The sequence below is a fragment of the Streptomyces sp. NPDC024698 genome (genome assembly GCF_055559015.1).
Window position 1 is genome coordinate 81,322 of record NZ_JBVHLK010000013.1, and the last position, 15,333, is coordinate 96,654.

At 73.9% G+C, this 15,333-nt stretch carries 8 protein-coding genes; 5 read left to right on the forward strand and 3 right to left on the reverse strand.

Annotated features, from left to right (window positions below; translation table 11 throughout):
• Positions 1-43: 43 nt before the first annotated feature.
• Positions 44-7,621, reverse strand: a complete 7,578-nt coding sequence (locus tag ACZ4AA_RS25925) for an SDR family oxidoreductase (protein WP_467607469.1) — start codon at positions 7,619-7,621, stop codon at positions 44-46.
• A gap of 640 nt (positions 7,622-8,261) precedes the next feature.
• Between ACZ4AA_RS25925 and panD the strand changes: the two genes are divergently transcribed.
• The 4 genes from panD to ACZ4AA_RS25945 all read left to right on the forward strand — a co-directional run bounded on the left by panD (position 8,262) and on the right by ACZ4AA_RS25945 (position 10,643).
• On the forward strand, positions 8,262-8,687 hold the full coding sequence (panD, locus tag ACZ4AA_RS25930; RefSeq protein WP_467607473.1) for an aspartate 1-decarboxylase: 426 nt from the start codon (positions 8,262-8,264) through the stop codon (positions 8,685-8,687).
• Positions 8,688-8,734: 47 nt separating this feature from the next.
• Complete coding sequence (locus tag ACZ4AA_RS25935) at positions 8,735-9,079, forward strand: GNAT family N-acetyltransferase (RefSeq protein WP_467607478.1); 345 nt, start codon at positions 8,735-8,737, stop codon at positions 9,077-9,079.
• Positions 9,079-9,843 (forward strand): aspartate/glutamate racemase family protein, encoded by a 765-nt coding sequence (locus ACZ4AA_RS25940; RefSeq protein WP_467607482.1) that lies wholly within the window; start codon positions 9,079-9,081, stop codon positions 9,841-9,843. Before ACZ4AA_RS25935 ends, ACZ4AA_RS25940 begins: the two co-directional genes overlap by 1 nt.
• 575 nt (positions 9,844-10,418) lie before the next feature.
• Positions 10,419-10,643, forward strand: a complete 225-nt coding sequence (locus ACZ4AA_RS25945) for a hypothetical protein (RefSeq protein WP_467607485.1) — start codon at positions 10,419-10,421, stop codon at positions 10,641-10,643.
• A 97-nt stretch (positions 10,644-10,740) separates the two neighbouring features.
• On the opposite strand, the gene gndA is transcribed toward ACZ4AA_RS25945, so the two are convergent.
• Entirely contained in the window at positions 10,741-12,180 is a 1,440-nt protein-coding gene (gndA, locus tag ACZ4AA_RS25950; RefSeq protein WP_467607488.1) for an NADP-dependent phosphogluconate dehydrogenase, read from the reverse strand.
• 486 nt (positions 12,181-12,666) lie between these two features.
• On the opposite strand from gndA, the gene ACZ4AA_RS25955 reads away from it, so the two are divergent.
• Positions 12,667-13,845 (forward strand): transglycosylase family protein, encoded by a 1,179-nt coding sequence (locus ACZ4AA_RS25955; protein WP_467607491.1) that lies wholly within the window; start codon positions 12,667-12,669, stop codon positions 13,843-13,845.
• Here ACZ4AA_RS25955 and ACZ4AA_RS25960 read toward each other — a convergent pair.
• The gene (locus tag ACZ4AA_RS25960; RefSeq protein WP_467607496.1) at positions 13,835-15,220 is read right to left on the reverse strand and encodes a DMT family transporter; all 1,386 of its coding nucleotides are present in this window, start codon (positions 15,218-15,220) and stop codon (positions 13,835-13,837) included. The two genes, ACZ4AA_RS25955 and ACZ4AA_RS25960, sit on opposite strands and share 11 nt — an antisense overlap.
• Positions 15,221-15,333: the final 113 nt, after the last annotated feature.

Genomic DNA, 15,333 nt, shown 5'->3' on the forward strand with positions numbered 1-15,333 from the left:
GCACTCGTCACCGAACCCGCCGAGGGGTCCGTCACCGAACCCGTCACCAGCCCGAGGCGGTGTAGACGACGGCGGTGGCCGACGGGTCGCCCCAGGCGAGTTCACGCAGCAGGGCCGCGGTGCCTTCCTCGGGGTCGATCAGGCCGATGCCCCGACGGCCGTAGGCGCGGGCCAGCTCCGGCCCGACCATGCCGCCGTGCCGGGCGGCGGGCGCCCAGGGCCCCCAGTGCACGGTCAGTGCCCGGTGTCCGGTGCGGGCGGCCCAGGCCGAACCGAGGCTCTGGAGAGCGTCGTTGGCCGCCGCGTAGTCCGCCTGACCCCGGTTGCCCAGGACACCGGAGATGCTGCCGAACAGCACACTGAACGCGGGTCCCTCGGGCAGGTCCTCCAGCGCGGCGAGCAGGGCACCGGCGCCGGTCGCCTTCGTGCCGTAGACCCGCTGGAAGGACTCGGGGGTCTTCTCGGCGATGATCCGGTCCTCGATGACCCCGGCCGCGTAGACGACACCGTCGAGGCGGCCGTGCTCGGCGTGGATGGCCTTCACGGCCTGGAGCACCGCCTCCGGTTCCCGGAAGTCGACGCAGCGGTAGCGGACTTCGCTTCCGAGCGCCCGGAGTTCCGACAGCGTCGTGGTGATCTCCCGCTGGGCGAGGAGGAGTTCGGCGGCCTGGTTGATCGCCGCGGGTCTCGTCCCGCCGCGGGCGGCGAGCGCCGCGCGCAGTGCGGCCGGGGTGCGGGCGGCTGCCGTGTCGGGGTCCTCCGGGCCGTCCGGCGCGGGTGTCCTGCCGAGCAGTTCGAGCCGGCACCGTCCGGCGGCGGCGATGGCCGCGGCGCACTGCGCGGTGATGCCGCGTGCACCTCCGGCCAGCAGGACCACCGCGTCCCGGTCCAGGCCGAGCGCGGCGGCCTCGGCCGCACCGGCACCTGCCGGGCCCGCGCCGGTGCCACCCAGGATCCCGAGCGGCGACTCGACGAGCTCCAGGCCGAACCGGCCCTCCGGCCCGCGCAGGACGACCGGGGTGAGGTCGGACGAGCACAGCTCCTCGACCAGCGCGTCCGCGAGCAGCAGCCCGTCCGCGACGGTCAGTGTGTCCGAGACGGTCAGTATGTCCGGGACGGCCGACGTGGTCACCACCTCCACCGTCCGCGCGACCGTCGACGGGTACTCGTGCGCCACGGTGCGGAAGAAGCCGCGCAGCCCCGCGGCCGCCGTGTCCTGCGCGTCCCCGCCCACGGCCCGCAGGGCCAGCAGCCGGCGCGGTTCCAGGGCGAGCGCGGCCTTCAGGACGGGGAACGCGTCCGGCAGCACCGGCGCCCCGCCCGTGACGAGGTACAGCACCCCGTCCACCCGGCCGTCGTCCTCGGTGAGCAGATGCTCCCGGTCGCGTACGACGACGTCGGCGCCGTACGAGGCGAGGCGGGCGCCGATCTCGGGGGCGTCGCCGAGCACGGCCCACCGCGTCCCGGACAGTACGGCCGCCGGATCAGCGGCGCCCGCCTCCTGCCCGAGGGGGACCGACCGCAGCAGGTACCGCTTGGGCGCCTCGCCGCTCACCGAAGTAGCGTTCCCCGGGTCGCCGTTCACCGCTTCGCTGATCCCCGCGTCGCCGTTCCCCGCGTCGCTGTTCGCCGCTCGCACGCTCTCGGCCGTCCCGGACGCCTCCGACGCCTCGAACGCATCAGCCGATTCGGTGGCCGCGGAAGCCTCGGCCGTGTCGGATGCCGGGAGCGTCTCGGCGTCCTCCGCGGGAGGCGTGGTCGGCTCGGCGGGGCCGGAGAGCCGCGCGGTCAGCCAGTCGGTCACCGCGGCGGCCGTCCGTGCCTTCGCCAGATCCTCCAGATCGGCGTCGTCGAGACCGGTGAGGTCCGAGCCGTCCCCGGCGCCGAGGCGCCGGGCCAGTTCGCCGGCTATCTCGGCCCGCTTGATGGAGCCGATGCTGAGGTCGGCCTCCAGGTCGAGATCGGGCTCGATCATGTCGAGGGGATAGCCGGTCCGGTCGCTGATGATCTCCAGGACCATCTGCTGGACGTCGACGTCCTGAACCGATGCCGGCCCGGTGGCGGGCGCGGGTGCCTCGTCGGCCGACGCCCCGGTGGCCCGGGGCGGTGGGGGCATCGGCGGCTCCACCTGCGGCACGGCCGCCGTCGTGTACCGCGGTGCCGACGGGGGGACGGGCGCGGGCGGCGCGGCCGTCCGTTCGCCGGCCATCGCTCCGAGGTAGGTCATCAGCACGTCACGCTGGGCGGCGACCATCTCGCGGCTGGTGCGCAGGAATTCGGAGATCAGCGCGTCCTGGGCGTCCTGGCGGTCCTGGTAGTACGCGCCGTTGCCGCCGTTGCCGCCGTTGCCGCCGTTGCCGCCGTTGCCGTCGTGCATGTCGTGCACGCCGTGGCGGACGTCCCGGTCGGACGGGACCGTGTGCGACGGGAGCGCGTGCGAGGGGTTCGCGTGCGAGGGGTTTGTCGGCACAGTGCTCTCCACGACTCGTCGGGCCGGTGCGAGCGCACCGGGAAGGAGGTCTCCGGCGGCGGTGCGGACCAACTGTCCGTCGACCGTCCAGCCGGGCCGCTTCGGTACCGGCGTGCGCACCGCGTCGACCGCGTCGCGGCCTCGCAAGAGCCAGCCGGTGCGCACCGGCAGCCCGGCGACGGCCAGTCGGGCCAGGGCGTCCAGCCAGCCGCGCAGGCCGCTGTCCGGGCGCGGCTCGCAGGCGACCGTCCGGTGCGGCCGGTCGCCGAGGATCTGGCCGACCAGTCCGGTCAGCACGGATCCGGGCCCGGCCTCGACGAAGACCCGCGCGCCCGCCTCGTACATCGCCTCGATCTGCTCGACGAACCCGACCGGGGCGCCGATCTGCGCGACGAGTTCGGCCCGTACCGCGTCCGGGTCGGCGGCGTACGGCGTCGCGGTGCGGTTGGCCCACACCGGGAACTCCGGCGCGCGTACCGTACGGGCCGCGAGCGCCTCGGCGAACCGGGCGCCCGCACCGGCGACGAGAGGGCTGTGGAAGGCGCAGGCCACGGGGATGCGCCGGGCCTCGTACCCGGCCTCGCGCAGCAGACGCACGGCCTCCGTGACGTCGTCGGCCGGGCCTGATATCACCGTCTGGCGGGGCGCGTTGCGGTTGGCGACGACCACGGTGGCGGGGGCCTCCACGGTCCGAAGGGCCCCGGCGACCTCCGCGGCGCCTGCCGTGACCGCGGCCATGGTCCCCGGGTCCGCTCCGCGGTCCGCCCCGGCGGCCGCGAGGATGGCCGCCGCCCGTTCGGAGCTGAGCGCGAGCAGCGTCTCGGGGCTCAGGGCGCCCGCCGCGCTCAGGGCGACCAGTTCGCCGTAGCTGTGCCCGGCGGCCATGTCGGGCCGTACCCCGGCCGTCGTGAGCAGGGCGTGGGCGGCGAGTCCGGTGATGCCGAGCGCGGGCTGTGCGATCCGGGTGTCGGTGAGGGCCGCCCGCTGGCGGTCGCGTGCGGTGTCGTCGAAGGCGGCGGGCGGGTACAGCCGGCCGGCGTGGTCGGCGCCGAGTTCGAGGTAGTGGCGCAGCTCGGGGAAGGCGACGAACAGGTCGCCGAGCATTCCGGGGCGCTGGCTGCCCTGACCGGGAAAGAGAAAGGCCACCTTGCCCCCGGCCTGGTCCTGGTCGGGTCCCGCGCCTTCGACCGGGCCTTGGTCGGGTCCCGCGCCTTCGACCGGGCCTTGGTCGGGTCCCGCGCCTTCGACCGGGCCTTGGTCGGGTCCCGTGCCCACGGCCTGGTCCTGGTCAGGTCCCGCGGCAGGTGACGACCGCCCGTCGCGTCGCGGCATCAGATGGACGCCGTGCGCGGGATCGTGCTCCCCGGCCAGCGCCCGCCGCAGCCGCCCGGTCAGTTCCTCCACGTCCGCGGCCACGACCGCCACCCGCGCCGGATCCGGACAGGCGTCGGCCCGGCGGGCCGCGCTCAGCGCCAGGTCGCGCAGCCGCCACGGTCGGCCGTCGGCCTCGGCGGCCCCGAGCAGCTCCTCGACGGCCCGGTGTGCCGCCGCCGTGTCCCGGCCCCGGAACACGAACAGTTCGGCGGGCCATGCGTCCAGCGCCTGCGTCGGTGCCGGGCCGTCCGCGTACGCGCCGAGAACCACATGGAAGTTGGTGCCGCCGAAGCCGAACGCGCTGACACCGGCGTGCCGTTGTGGGGCCGGAGCCGCCCAGGGCCGGGCCCGGGTGTGGAAGGCGAACGGGCTGCTCTCCGCGTCCCAGGCGGCGTTGGGCCGCTCCAGGTGCAGGGTGGGCGGCCGGACGCCGGTGTACAGCGCCAGGGTCGCCTTGATCAGCCCGGCCAGTCCGGCGGCGCACTTGGTGTGTCCGATCTGCGACTTGACCGAGCCGAGCGCACAACTCCCCTTCTCGGCACCTGCCTTGCCGAACACCTCACCCAGGACGGTCAGTTCGGTGCGGTCGCCGACCACGGTCCCGGTTCCGTGCGCCTCGACGAGTCCGACCTGGGCCGGTGACACCCTCGCGTTGCGGTACGCCCGCTCCAGCGCCGAGCGCTGCCCCTCGGGGCGGGGCGCGGTCAGGCCCAGTGAGCGGCCGTCGCTCGAGCTGCCGAGGCCCTTGATCACGCCGTAGATCCGGTCTCCGTCCCGCTCGGCGTCCGCGAGCCGCTTCAGGACGACGCAGGCGACGCCCTCGCCGAGCGCGATGCCGTCCGCCGAGCCGTCGAAGGAGCGGGAGCGCCCGGTGGGGGAGAGCGCGTGCACCGAGGAGAACAGGACGTAGTCGTTGATGCCGTTGTGCAGGTCGGCGCCGCCGCACAGCACCACGTCGCTGGTGCCGCCGACGAGTTCCTTGCACGCGACGTCCACCGCGGCCAGCGAGGAGGCGCAGGCGGCGTCGACGGTGAAGTTGGCGCCGCCGAGGTCCAGCCGGTTGGCGATGCGGCCGGAGATCACGTTGGCGAGCATGCCGGGGAAGGAGTCCTCGGTCAGCCGGGGCAACTGGCCGTCGAGACCCTCGGGGACACGCCCGTGGTACGACGGGAGCACGGCGCGCAGCGTGGCCGCGTTGGACAGGTCGCTGCCCGCCTCCGCGCCGAACACCACCGAGGTACGGGAACGGTCGAACTCCCTTCCCCCGTCGCCGTATCCGGCGTCGTCCAAGGCGCGCCGGGCGGCCTCCAAGGACAGCAACTGGACCGGCTCGATGCTGCCGAGCGACGCCGGCGGGATGCCGTAGCGCAGCGGGTCGAACGGGATACGGGGCAGGAAACCGCCCCACTTGGAGGGAACGGCGTCGCTGGAGGGAACGGCGTCACTGGAGGGAGCGGCATCGCTGGACGGGGCGACACCGCTCAAGGAAGCCGCACCGCCTAAGGAAGCCGCACCGCTTGAGGAAGCGGCCCCGGCGTCGCCCCGCCCGTAGTGCACGGCCGGGTCCCAGCGCTCGGGCGGGACCTCGCCGACCGCGTCCCGGCCGCCGACGACGTTCGCCCAGAAGGTGGGGAGGTCGGGCGCCTGCGGGAACATGCAGGCCATCCCGACGACCGCGATGTCCAACGGCGGGGGCGCCACCGGCTCCCGGGCCCCGGACCCGCCCGGCCGCTCACCCAGCCGGTCGCGCAGCCCCGCCGCCCGCCGCGTGAGAAAGTCGGCGGCCCCGGAGGTCACCGACGCGTGCAGCGCCGCGACGGTGGTGGTCGCCGAGCGCAGCACGGCCACCTCCCCGGCCATGAACATGCCGTCGGTGAGCTGCCGTGCCTCGCCGACCGACCTGAGCGCGCCTCCGCCGTCCCGTTCCATGCCCTTGCTCGCGAGGCGCAGCCGCCCGATGTTGAGCTGCTCCAGCTCCTCCCAGATCCGCCGGTCGGCCACGCCCGCCGACCGCAGCCGGCCCTCGTGCTCGCGGTACCCCTCGGTGAACGAGCTCGGCAGGCAGCGGGTGGCGTGGCCGGGCGCGGTCTCCAGGAGCGTGGTCCGCTCGGCGGCCCGCACCTGGCGCTGGAAGAGCGGCTGGATCGCGCCGCGCGCGACGACCTCCTCGGTGAACAGGTACGCGGTGCCCATGAGGACCCCGACGGCGGCCCCGCGCGAGGTCAGCGGGGCCGCGAGCGCGGCGACCATCGCCGCCGAGCGCTCGTCGTGGATTCCGCCGGCGAAGAACACCTCCAGGGCCTGAGCCGTGTTCCCGCCGTACCCATGGCCCGCACCCTTACGGCCGCCCGGGCCGCCCCGACCGTCCCCTTCGTCCAGGAAGTCCTCCAGGACCGCGAGTTGAGCCTCCCAGAGCGGAAAACTGCCGCGCGGACCGACGTGCCCGCCGCACTCGGAACCCTCGAACACGAACCGGCGGGCCCCGGCTTCCAGGAACTGCCGCAGCAACCCGGGCGAGGGTACGTGCAGGAAGGTGCGGATCCCGTCCCGCTCCAGCACCCGCGCCTGGGAGGGCCGCCCGCCCGCGATGACGGCGTGCGTCGGCCGCAGCTCCCGTACCGCCTCCAGCTGGGCGGCGCGCACCTCCTCGGGCGCGAAGCCGAGCACGCCGACGCCCCAGGGCCGCCCGGCCATGGCGGCCCGGGTCTCGGTCAGCATCGCCCGGGTGCGCTCCCCGTCCGCCAGCGCCAGCGCGAGAAAGGGCAGCGCGCCGTCCTCGGCGACCGCCGCCGCGAACTCGGCGCGGTCGCTGACCCGGGTCATCGGACCCTGCGCGACCGGCAACCCGGTACCGAGCGCCCGGCTCATCGGGGAGTCCGCGCCCAGTGCTCCGGTGGCCGTGTCGTCGCGTACGACGTCGCGCACCGCGTCCGTCAGAGCGAGCATCGTCCGACGCGCGCTTCCCCAGCGCCGCGCGAACCGGGCGGCGAGAAAGCCGTCCTGACCCACCGGCAGCACCTGGGTCCGCGGATCCTGCGCGCCCAGCGCCGCCGCCACCGTCTCCGGGTCGGTCCCGGCGATGCGCGGCGCGTCCGGGCCCCGCCGCAGCAGCACCCGGTGACCCGCCAGCACCGTCGTCTCCGAACCGTCCAGGGGCCGCAGTTGCGCCGCGGCCGCCTCGGGCAGGGAGGATTCGGCCAGCAGCGCCAGCTGGGTGTCGAGCACCACTCCGACGGCCCCGCCGGCCAGCGCGGCGGCGGCCGTCCGGGGGCCGATTCCACCACAGGCCCAGACCGGGAGCGCCAGGTCGGGCGCGGCGAGCAGCCGCTGGAGCAGGACGAAGGTGCTCAACTCCCCGATCCTGCCGCCGCATTCGCTGCCGCGGGCGATCAGCCCGTGCGCCCCGGCGAGCACCGCGGCCCGCGCCCCGTCGAGGTCCGTGACCTCCACCAGCACACGGTGATCGGCGGTCAGGTCGTCGGCCCGCCAGGGTGCGTCGACCGCGAGGACCACCGTGTCCGGATGGCCGGCGGCACCGGTCCCCGGCGCGAGGTCGGCGGGCTCCAGCCGGCAGCGGGAGCCGATCCGCACCCCGAACGGGCCCGGTGCCAGGCGGTGCACGAGTTCCAGCGCGTCTCGGGATCTTCGGTCCCCGTCGCCCAGATCGAGAACGCCGAACCCGCCGGCCCGGCACACGGCCGCGGCGAGGCGGGCGTCGGGTTCGCCGAACGGGGTGATGCCGATGATCATGTCCTCGGAACGCACAGCAGACGTCATGATTCTCCGAATCAAGCTGAGACTGCATGGTGGGGGATGCGGTACGACAACGATGGCGGCGCGTCGGATTCCAGCGGGGCCTGCGACAACTCGGGGAACACCGCTATATAAAGCCTGCTCGAAACGCGTTGCAAGGTAGCCCTGTTGTTACTGGCTGGTCAATGTTGAACCAGTGGGGCGGTGTACAAGCGCATTGATTCGGTCAATCGTGACCATCGGGCGAGGTGCTGAGATTTTGATCAATTCCTTGATGATGGCGTCTCGTTCACTCCCCTCACACATCATCGAAACGCTGATAGGTGAATGCGTAACTTTCTCTGGTGCGGCATGTCCGCATCGGGGCACGATTTCCCTTCGGGTGGCGGGCGCGGGAGAATTCCATGTATCGATCTTGAAATGACCGGGAAAGGCGCTTGCGGGGTTTCGGGGGCGGCGGGCCGGGTCCTCCGCGCCTGCGCCGGGAGGCGCTCACGTGACAGGGCTCTCAGTGTGTTCCGGAGCACCGTTCCGTAGCCTGGTTCCGCCTGCGTCGGTGCCCGAGCGACAGCGGGAGGCCGGTGCGAAGTCTGTCGTTGTAAGGTGAAAAATGCCCTTGACCTGCATTGACGCGGGCAGGGAGCCGAGATCCCGGAGTTGCCTCATGCTGCGCACCATGTTCAAGTCCAAGATCCACCGTGCCACGGTCACCCAGGCCGACCTGCACTACGTCGGATCCGTCACCATCGACGCCGATCTGCTCGACGCCGCCGATCTGCTGCCCGGTGAGCTCGTCCACATCGTCGACATCACCAATGGCTCCCGCCTGGAGACGTACGTCATCGAGGGTGAGCGCGGATCGGGTGTCGTCGGGATCAACGGAGCCGCGGCGCATCTCGTGCACCCCGGTGACCTGGTGATCATCATCAGTTACGCTCAGGTCGCCGACGCCGAGGCGCGCGCTCTGCGCCCGAGGGTCGTGCACGTGGACCGTGACAACCGGATCGTCTCGCTCGGCGCCGACCCGTCCGAGCCGGTGCCGGACTCGGACCAGGAGCGCAGCCCGCAGGCCGTGCCCGTCAGCGTCTGAGCGCCGGTATCGCAGGACCCCAGGACCTCAGGACCCGAGGAGTGCCCGTGAGTGACATCGAGATCCGCGACGACCGGCCGGCCGGCCGCCTCGAAGCCCTCGCCGACGGCCAAGTGGTCGGACACATCGAGTACTTCGTCCTGGAGGAGCCCGCGCGAGCCCTCGTCCCGGTGCACACCATCGTTGAACCGGAGCACGAGGGCAAGGGCATCGCCGGCTCCCTGGCCCGCAGGCTGTACGGCATCGCCGCGGGCGAGGACATCGTCGTGGCACCGCTCTGCCCGTACGTCGTGCGGTGGGCGGAGCGGCACCCCGAGGAGGCTCCGGCGGCCGCACCGGAACTGCTCAGCGCCGCGATCGAGTGGCTCAAGGCGCATCCGGGACGGTTCTGATGACCCAGGGCGCGCCCTCCGCGCCGGCGTCGCTCCCGCCCCGGTCCGGACCGCTCGCCCTGCTGCACACCTCACCGGTGCACGTCCCCGTCTTCGACGCGCTGCGCGACGCCGATCGCCCCGGCCTTGAGCTGCGGCACCTGGTCGACGAGGAACTGCTCGCGCGGGCCCGGCGCGAAGGGCCCCAAGCGGTGGCCGACGAGGTCCGTGAGCTGCTGGCGGGCGCCGTGGCCGACGGCGCCCGGGCCGTCCTGTGCACGTGCTCGACCATAGGCGCGGTCGCCGAGCGCACCGACGCCGGGGTGCCCGTGCTCCGCGTGGACCGGCCGATGGCCGCCGCCGCGGTGGCCACGGGCGCCCGGGTCATGGTCCTCGCGACGGTCGCGAGCACGCTGGAACCCACCGTCGCCCTGGTCGAGGAGGAGGCCCGCCGGGCCGGGCGTCCCGTGGAGGTCCGTACCGTCCTGGTCGACAACGCCTGGTCCTTGTTCGAGGCGGGCGACACGGACGGCTGCGCCCGCGCGGTCGCCGCTGCCGCCGACGCGGTCGCCGACGCCGATGTGATCGTCCTCGCCCAGGCGTCCATGACCCCCGCCGAAAGGCTCACCACGACCGCGGTACCGGTGCTGTCCAGCCCCCGCCCCGGCCTCGCCGCCGCGGCGGACGTGGCCCGGGAGACGGACGTGGCCCGGGAGGCGGACGGGGCGCGCACGGCTCACGCGGCGCGCGCCGGGCAGGGCAAGGCTGACGCCGAGGAGCGCTGACGCCCGGCCGAGCTGCCGTCGGCTGTCACCGAGAGGCGGTCCAAGCGGGTCGACCGGCCTTCCGGGCCGGGCACGGCGCCCTCCGGTCCGGTGGGGTCGCCCCGGGCTGGGCCGTACGGGCGGCGTCCCCGCGCGACGGGGTGAGTGGGGGCTCGGGCGCTGGGTACGCGGGAGGAAAGTCCAGAGGGCCGACGTACCGACTGGCTGGAGGACGCCATGACACAGCCGTATCCCGACCCCGTGCCGCCGGGACCCACCCCCGGACCGAGCCCCGAACCCCCGGGGCCGTCGCCCTTCCCCGACCCGGTGCCGAACCCCGGCGGCCCCGACCCGTCACCGGGACCCAAGCCGGGTCCGCCCCCGGCGCCGAACCCGGGCGGGCCCGATCCCGTACCCGGTCCTGAACCCGTACCGTCCCCGTCCCCGATCCCGAAGCCGCCGGGCCCCGGCCCGGTCCCGGAACCCCAGCCCCGGCCGGAGCCGCTGACCTGACGGACGAAGGCCCGGCCGGCACCGGTCACCGGACCGGCCGGGCCCCGGCAGGGAAGCTGGAGGCCGTTCCCTACACTCCGCGGGTGAACAACATACGGTGCACTCAGTGCGGTGTCGTGGGGCTTGAACCGGGCTTCGTCGAGGACTCCGGGCAGGGCGCTCGCGGGTTCTCACGATGGGTCGAGGGCGTGCTCCAGCTTGGCCCGCTCGGCGGCGCCCGGCTGATGGGACGGGCGCGCCGGCAGATCGAGGCCTTCCGCTGCCCCAACTGCGCGCACCTGGAACTGTTCGCAGCCCAGCGCAGCTAGCCTCACCGCACCCGCACCCGCATCCATCCCGCACGCACCCCGCCCACGTCGAAGCCGGTGTGTCCTGGCCGTCCGGTGACGGCCCCGCGGACGGCCGCTACGCCCCGACCTCCGACCGGTCACCGCCCCACAGCGTGTGGAACGATCCCTCGCGGTCCGTACGGCGGTAGGTGTGGGCCCCGAAGAAGTCCCGCTGCCCCTGGGTGAGCGCGGCCGGCAGGCGCTCCGCGCGCAGGGCGTCGTAGTAGGCGAGGGCCGCCGAGAAGCCGGGGGTCGGTACGCCCTGGAGGGTCGCGGCGACCACGACCTCGCGCCAGCTGTCCTGGGCCGCCGCGATCTCCTGGGCGAACGTCGCGTCGGACAGCAGGCTCGGCAGGTCCGGCCGGGCGTCATAGGCGGCGCGGATACGGTCCAGGAAGGCCGCCCGGATGATGCAGCCGCCGCGCCAGATCGAGGCGACCGAACCGAGGTCGATGTTCCAGTCGTACTCGTCGCTGCCCGCGGTGATCTCGTGGAATCCCTGCGTGTACGAGACGATCTTCGACGCGTACAGCGCCTGCTCGACCCGGTCCGCGAAGGCGGCGGCCTCGGACTCGTCGAGCTTGCGGGCCGTCGGGCCGGCGAGGTCGCGCGAGGCGGCGCGCAGGTCCGCGTGTCCCGACAGCGAGCGGGCGAAGACCGCCTCGGCGATACCGGACACCGGCACACCCAGGTCCAGCGCGATCTGCACGGTCCAGCGGCCGGTGCCCTTCTGTTCGGCCCGGTCCTGGACCACGTCCACGAACGGCTTGCCCGTCGCCGCGTCGACGTGCGAGAGCACCTCGGCGGTGATCTCGATCAGATACGAGTCGAGACGGCCGGTGTTCCAGGTGCGGAAGATGTCCGCGATCTGCGCGGGGGAGTACCCGGCGACATCACGGAGCAGCTGATAGGCCTCTCCGATGAGCTGCATGTCGGCGTACTCGATGCCGTTGTGGACCATCTTCACGAAGTGCCCGGCGCCGTCGGGACCCACGTGCGTGACACACGGCGCCCCGTCCGCCGCCTTCGCGGAGATCTTCTCCAGCATCGGACCGAGCGAGGCGTACGACTCCACCGAGCCGCCCGGCATGATGCTCGGCCCGTTCAGCGCGCCCTCCTCGCCGCCGGACACGCCCGTGCCGACGAAGTGGATGCCCTGCTCGCGGAGCGCGCGCTCACGGCGCCGGGTGTCCGCGAAGTGCGCGTTGCCACCGTCGATGATCATGTCGCCGGGCTCCAGGAGCGGGGCGAACTCCTGGATCACCGCGTCGGTCGGCTCGCCCGCCTTCACCATGATCACCAGACGCCGGGGCCGTTCGAGCGCCGCCACGAACTCCTTCGCCGTCTCGGCCGCCACGAACGTGCCCTCGTGGCCGAACTCCTCCACCAGCGCGTTCGTCTTGGCCACGGTGCGGTTGTGCACGGCGACCGCGTACCCGTTGCGGGCGAAGTTGCGGGCGAGATTGCGCCCCATGACCGCGAGACCGGTGACGCCGATCTGGGCTGAAGTGCTCATCGGGTTGGCTCCTAAGAAGTGCGGTAAGTCCGTTGGCGGACACGGGAGGGCCGGTACCGGTGCCGTCGGTCGTGCTGCTCGCCAGTGGTGCCCCAGGCCATCCTGACGTGTCCCGGTTGTCCGCGCAGGGGGACGTCCCGGTGCCGCGAGGGCGGATTTCGGACAGAGCGCCCGGGGCCGGCCGCCGGCTTCCGGCGCCTCCGGGAGCCGGGACACGGTCGCGTCCTCCCCGCGGCCGGGCCGGCCGGATGGACCCGACGCCCGTCGACGACCACGGGAACCCGACGTCGGCGGGTTGCGGAGCGGTCGGCGGCGCACCCCGTCCGCCGTGCGGCGCTCTAGCCCGCCGTGCCGCGGACGCCCGTTCCCGCGGCGGTCCGAAAGTCGGCCGACCGCCTTTTCGGAGCGACCGGTTGCCGCCTTGTCCCGGCCTGTTCCCAACGCTTACTTTTGCCGCTCCTGACGCATGTCTAGGGGGGCTCCCTCATGGCCGTACGCGGCCGGCACCGCCGGTATCAGCCGAACAGGATCAACCGCGCCTCGCTCACCGTCACGGCGGGCGGAGCCGGGATCGCGCTCCCGCTCGTGGGGGCCGGAGTCGCCCACGCGGCCGACGTCGCGACCTGGAACAAGGTCGCCGCCTGCGAGTCGAGCGGCAACTGGAGCATCAACACCGGCAACGGCTATTACGGCGGACTCCAGTTCACCCGGTCCACCTGGGAGGCGTACGGCGGCAAGGCCTACGCCGGGCGCGCGGACCTGGCCACGAAGGACCAGCAGATAGCCGTGGCCGAGAAGGTGCTGAAGGGCCAGGGACCCGGCGCGTGGCCGGTGTGCTCGGTCCGCGGCGGACTGACCCGAGGGGGCGCGGCCTCCGACATCAGCCCGGCGGGGCACGAGCAGCGGACCGCGAGTCAGCGGTCGGTGCGGGACGTGAAGCCGCAGACCACACCGCAGTCGCGGGCCGGGACCGCCGAGATGTACACCGTCGTACGCGGCGACACGCTCTCCGGGATCGCCGACTCCCGGCATGTCCAGGGCGGCTGGCAGGGGCTGTACGCCGAGAACCGCACGACCGTCGGCTCCGACCCGGACCTGATCCTGCCGGGCCAGCGGCTCGCCCTGGGCGGCGGGACCGCGCCCACCCGGCACACCCCGGCGAAGCCGCACACCCGGACGCCGGCGAAGAAGACACCGCCGAAGAAGGCCCCGGCCTCGAAGCCGTCCTCGCACACGACGACCCGGGTCGGGTCCGGGACCCACGAACTCGTGGCCCCGGTGCACGCGGCGACCGGCACGCCGTACCACGCGATGGGCTCCCACTGGTCGAAGGGCTACCACACGGGGGTGGACTTCCCCGTGCCCACGGGGACCTCCGTCGCGGCGGTCGCCGCCGGTCATGTGGTCAGCGCGGGCTGGGGCGGATCGTTCGGCTACCAGGTGGTGATCCGGCACGCCGACGGCCGCTACACGCAGTACGGCCACCTCTCCGCGATCGCCGTGAAGGACGGGCAGAGCGTGGTGGCCGGGCAGCGCATAGGCCGCTCGGGGTCCACGGGCAACAGCACGGGCCCGCATCTGCACTTCGAGGTGCGGACCGGGCCCGGCTTCGGATCCGACGTCGACCCGGTGGCGTACCTCCGGGCCGGGGGCGTCAGGATCTGACTCGGGTGCGACGGTGGTCGACGAACGGCGTCGGCACGTAGGGCACGCCGAACATGACCGTCAGGTGGGGCAGCTCGTCCTCCCCGTCCGCCGGGTCCTGGACGGCGAGGGACTCCGTCGGCGCCGCGGCGGCCTGGGGCACGGCCGCGACGACGAACACACCCGCGACCGCGGGCTGCGGAGCCGGTACGAAGCCGTCCGCGCCCTCGGCCGGCCTGGGCAGCCCCGCCAGCAGGTCCGACACGGAGGTCTCGGTGCCCGTGAGCGCCCCGAGATCGGCGACGGCCGGGGCGGTGGGCTCCGAAAGGGGCGGCCCTGCCAGGGCCGGCTCGTGGAGGCGCGGTCCGGACGGGGCCGTGCGGGCCACGGAAGCGGGGCCGGCGGGCAGGTCTCCTTCACCGGCCGGCCTTCCGGCGTCCGCCTGGGCCACGGCGGCCATGGCCGGGTCGGCCGCGGGTTCCGGGTCGGCGGCCACGGCTCGGTCGCCGCTGCCGACCCGCTGGCCGCCGACCGTCTCGCTGCCGGCTCGCTCGCTGTCGGCTCGCTCGGTGGCGATCCGCTCGGTGGTGAGCAGGATCAGACCGCCCGCGGCGACCACGCCGCAGGCCAGGGCGAGCACGGTCCCCGTGGTGCCGTGACGGAAGGTCTCGCCGAACATCGTGATGCCGACGGCGGCCGCCACGACGGGGTTCACGACCGTCAGGGTCGCCAGCGGGGCCTCCAGTCCGGCACCGCGGTAGGAGGCCTGCGAGATCAGCATGCCGGCCGTCGCGAAGGCGGCTATGGCCGCGAGGCTCGACAGATCGGCGAGCGAGACGTGTTGCGACCAGTCGACGGCGACGGTCTTGGTGAACACGGAGGACATGCTGAACGCGATGCCCGCCGCGATCGCCAGCAGCACGCTGCGGACCGCGGGGTGCCGGTGCGCCGTGCGTCCCGCCACCATCAGGGCCGCGACCGCGCCGCCCGACACCAGGCCCAGCGCCAGACGCTGGGCGTTGCTCAGGGACTGCGCGTCGGAGGCGCCGACCAGGGACAGCAGTCCGGCAAGACCCACCGTGGCCATGATCGCGCCGCGCCAGGCGGCGGCTCCGGCCCTGCGGCCGACGAAGAGGGCCGCCATCGGCAGCGCGAAGACGATCGTCAGCGCGCCGAGCGGCTGTACGAGACTGAGCGGGCCGAAGGCCAGGGCGACCACGTGCAGCAGACCGCCGAGACCGGTCAGGGCGACGGCCGCCCACCAGCCCGGCCTGCGCAGCGGAGCGTAGGTCTGGCCGGGAGAGGTCACCGCGACCCGCTCCTGGATGATCGCGCCGCCCGCGTACGCCACGGCGGAGACGAACGAGAGCACCACGGACAAAGCGAGGGCACTCATGAGTCCCTCCTCTGCGTACGGCGCGGAGCGGCGGCCCGGCGCGACGAACGGTCGGCTTCCATGCAAACAACGATGCCGTGCGATTTAGTTCTCGTCGTCGTCCCTGAGCAGTC

Excerpts from the sequence above, each read along its gene's own strand:
- ACZ4AA_RS25925 (WP_467607469.1), bottom strand. The coding sequence starts at position 7,621 with ATGACGTCTGCTGTGCGTTCCGAGGACATGATCATCGGCATCACCCCG.
- panD (WP_467607473.1), top strand. The coding sequence starts at position 8,262 with ATGCTGCGCACCATGTTCAAGTCCAAGATCCACCGTGCCACGGTCACC.
- ACZ4AA_RS25940 (WP_467607482.1), top strand. The coding sequence starts at position 9,079 with ATGACCCAGGGCGCGCCCTCCGCGCCGGCGTCGCTCCCGCCCCGGTCC.
- gndA (WP_467607488.1), bottom strand. The coding sequence starts at position 12,180 with ATGAGCACTTCAGCCCAGATCGGCGTCACCGGTCTCGCGGTCATGGGG.
- ACZ4AA_RS25955 (WP_467607491.1), top strand. The coding sequence starts at position 12,667 with ATGGCCGTACGCGGCCGGCACCGCCGGTATCAGCCGAACAGGATCAAC.
- ACZ4AA_RS25960 (WP_467607496.1), bottom strand. The coding sequence starts at position 15,220 with ATGAGTGCCCTCGCTTTGTCCGTGGTGCTCTCGTTCGTCTCCGCCGTG.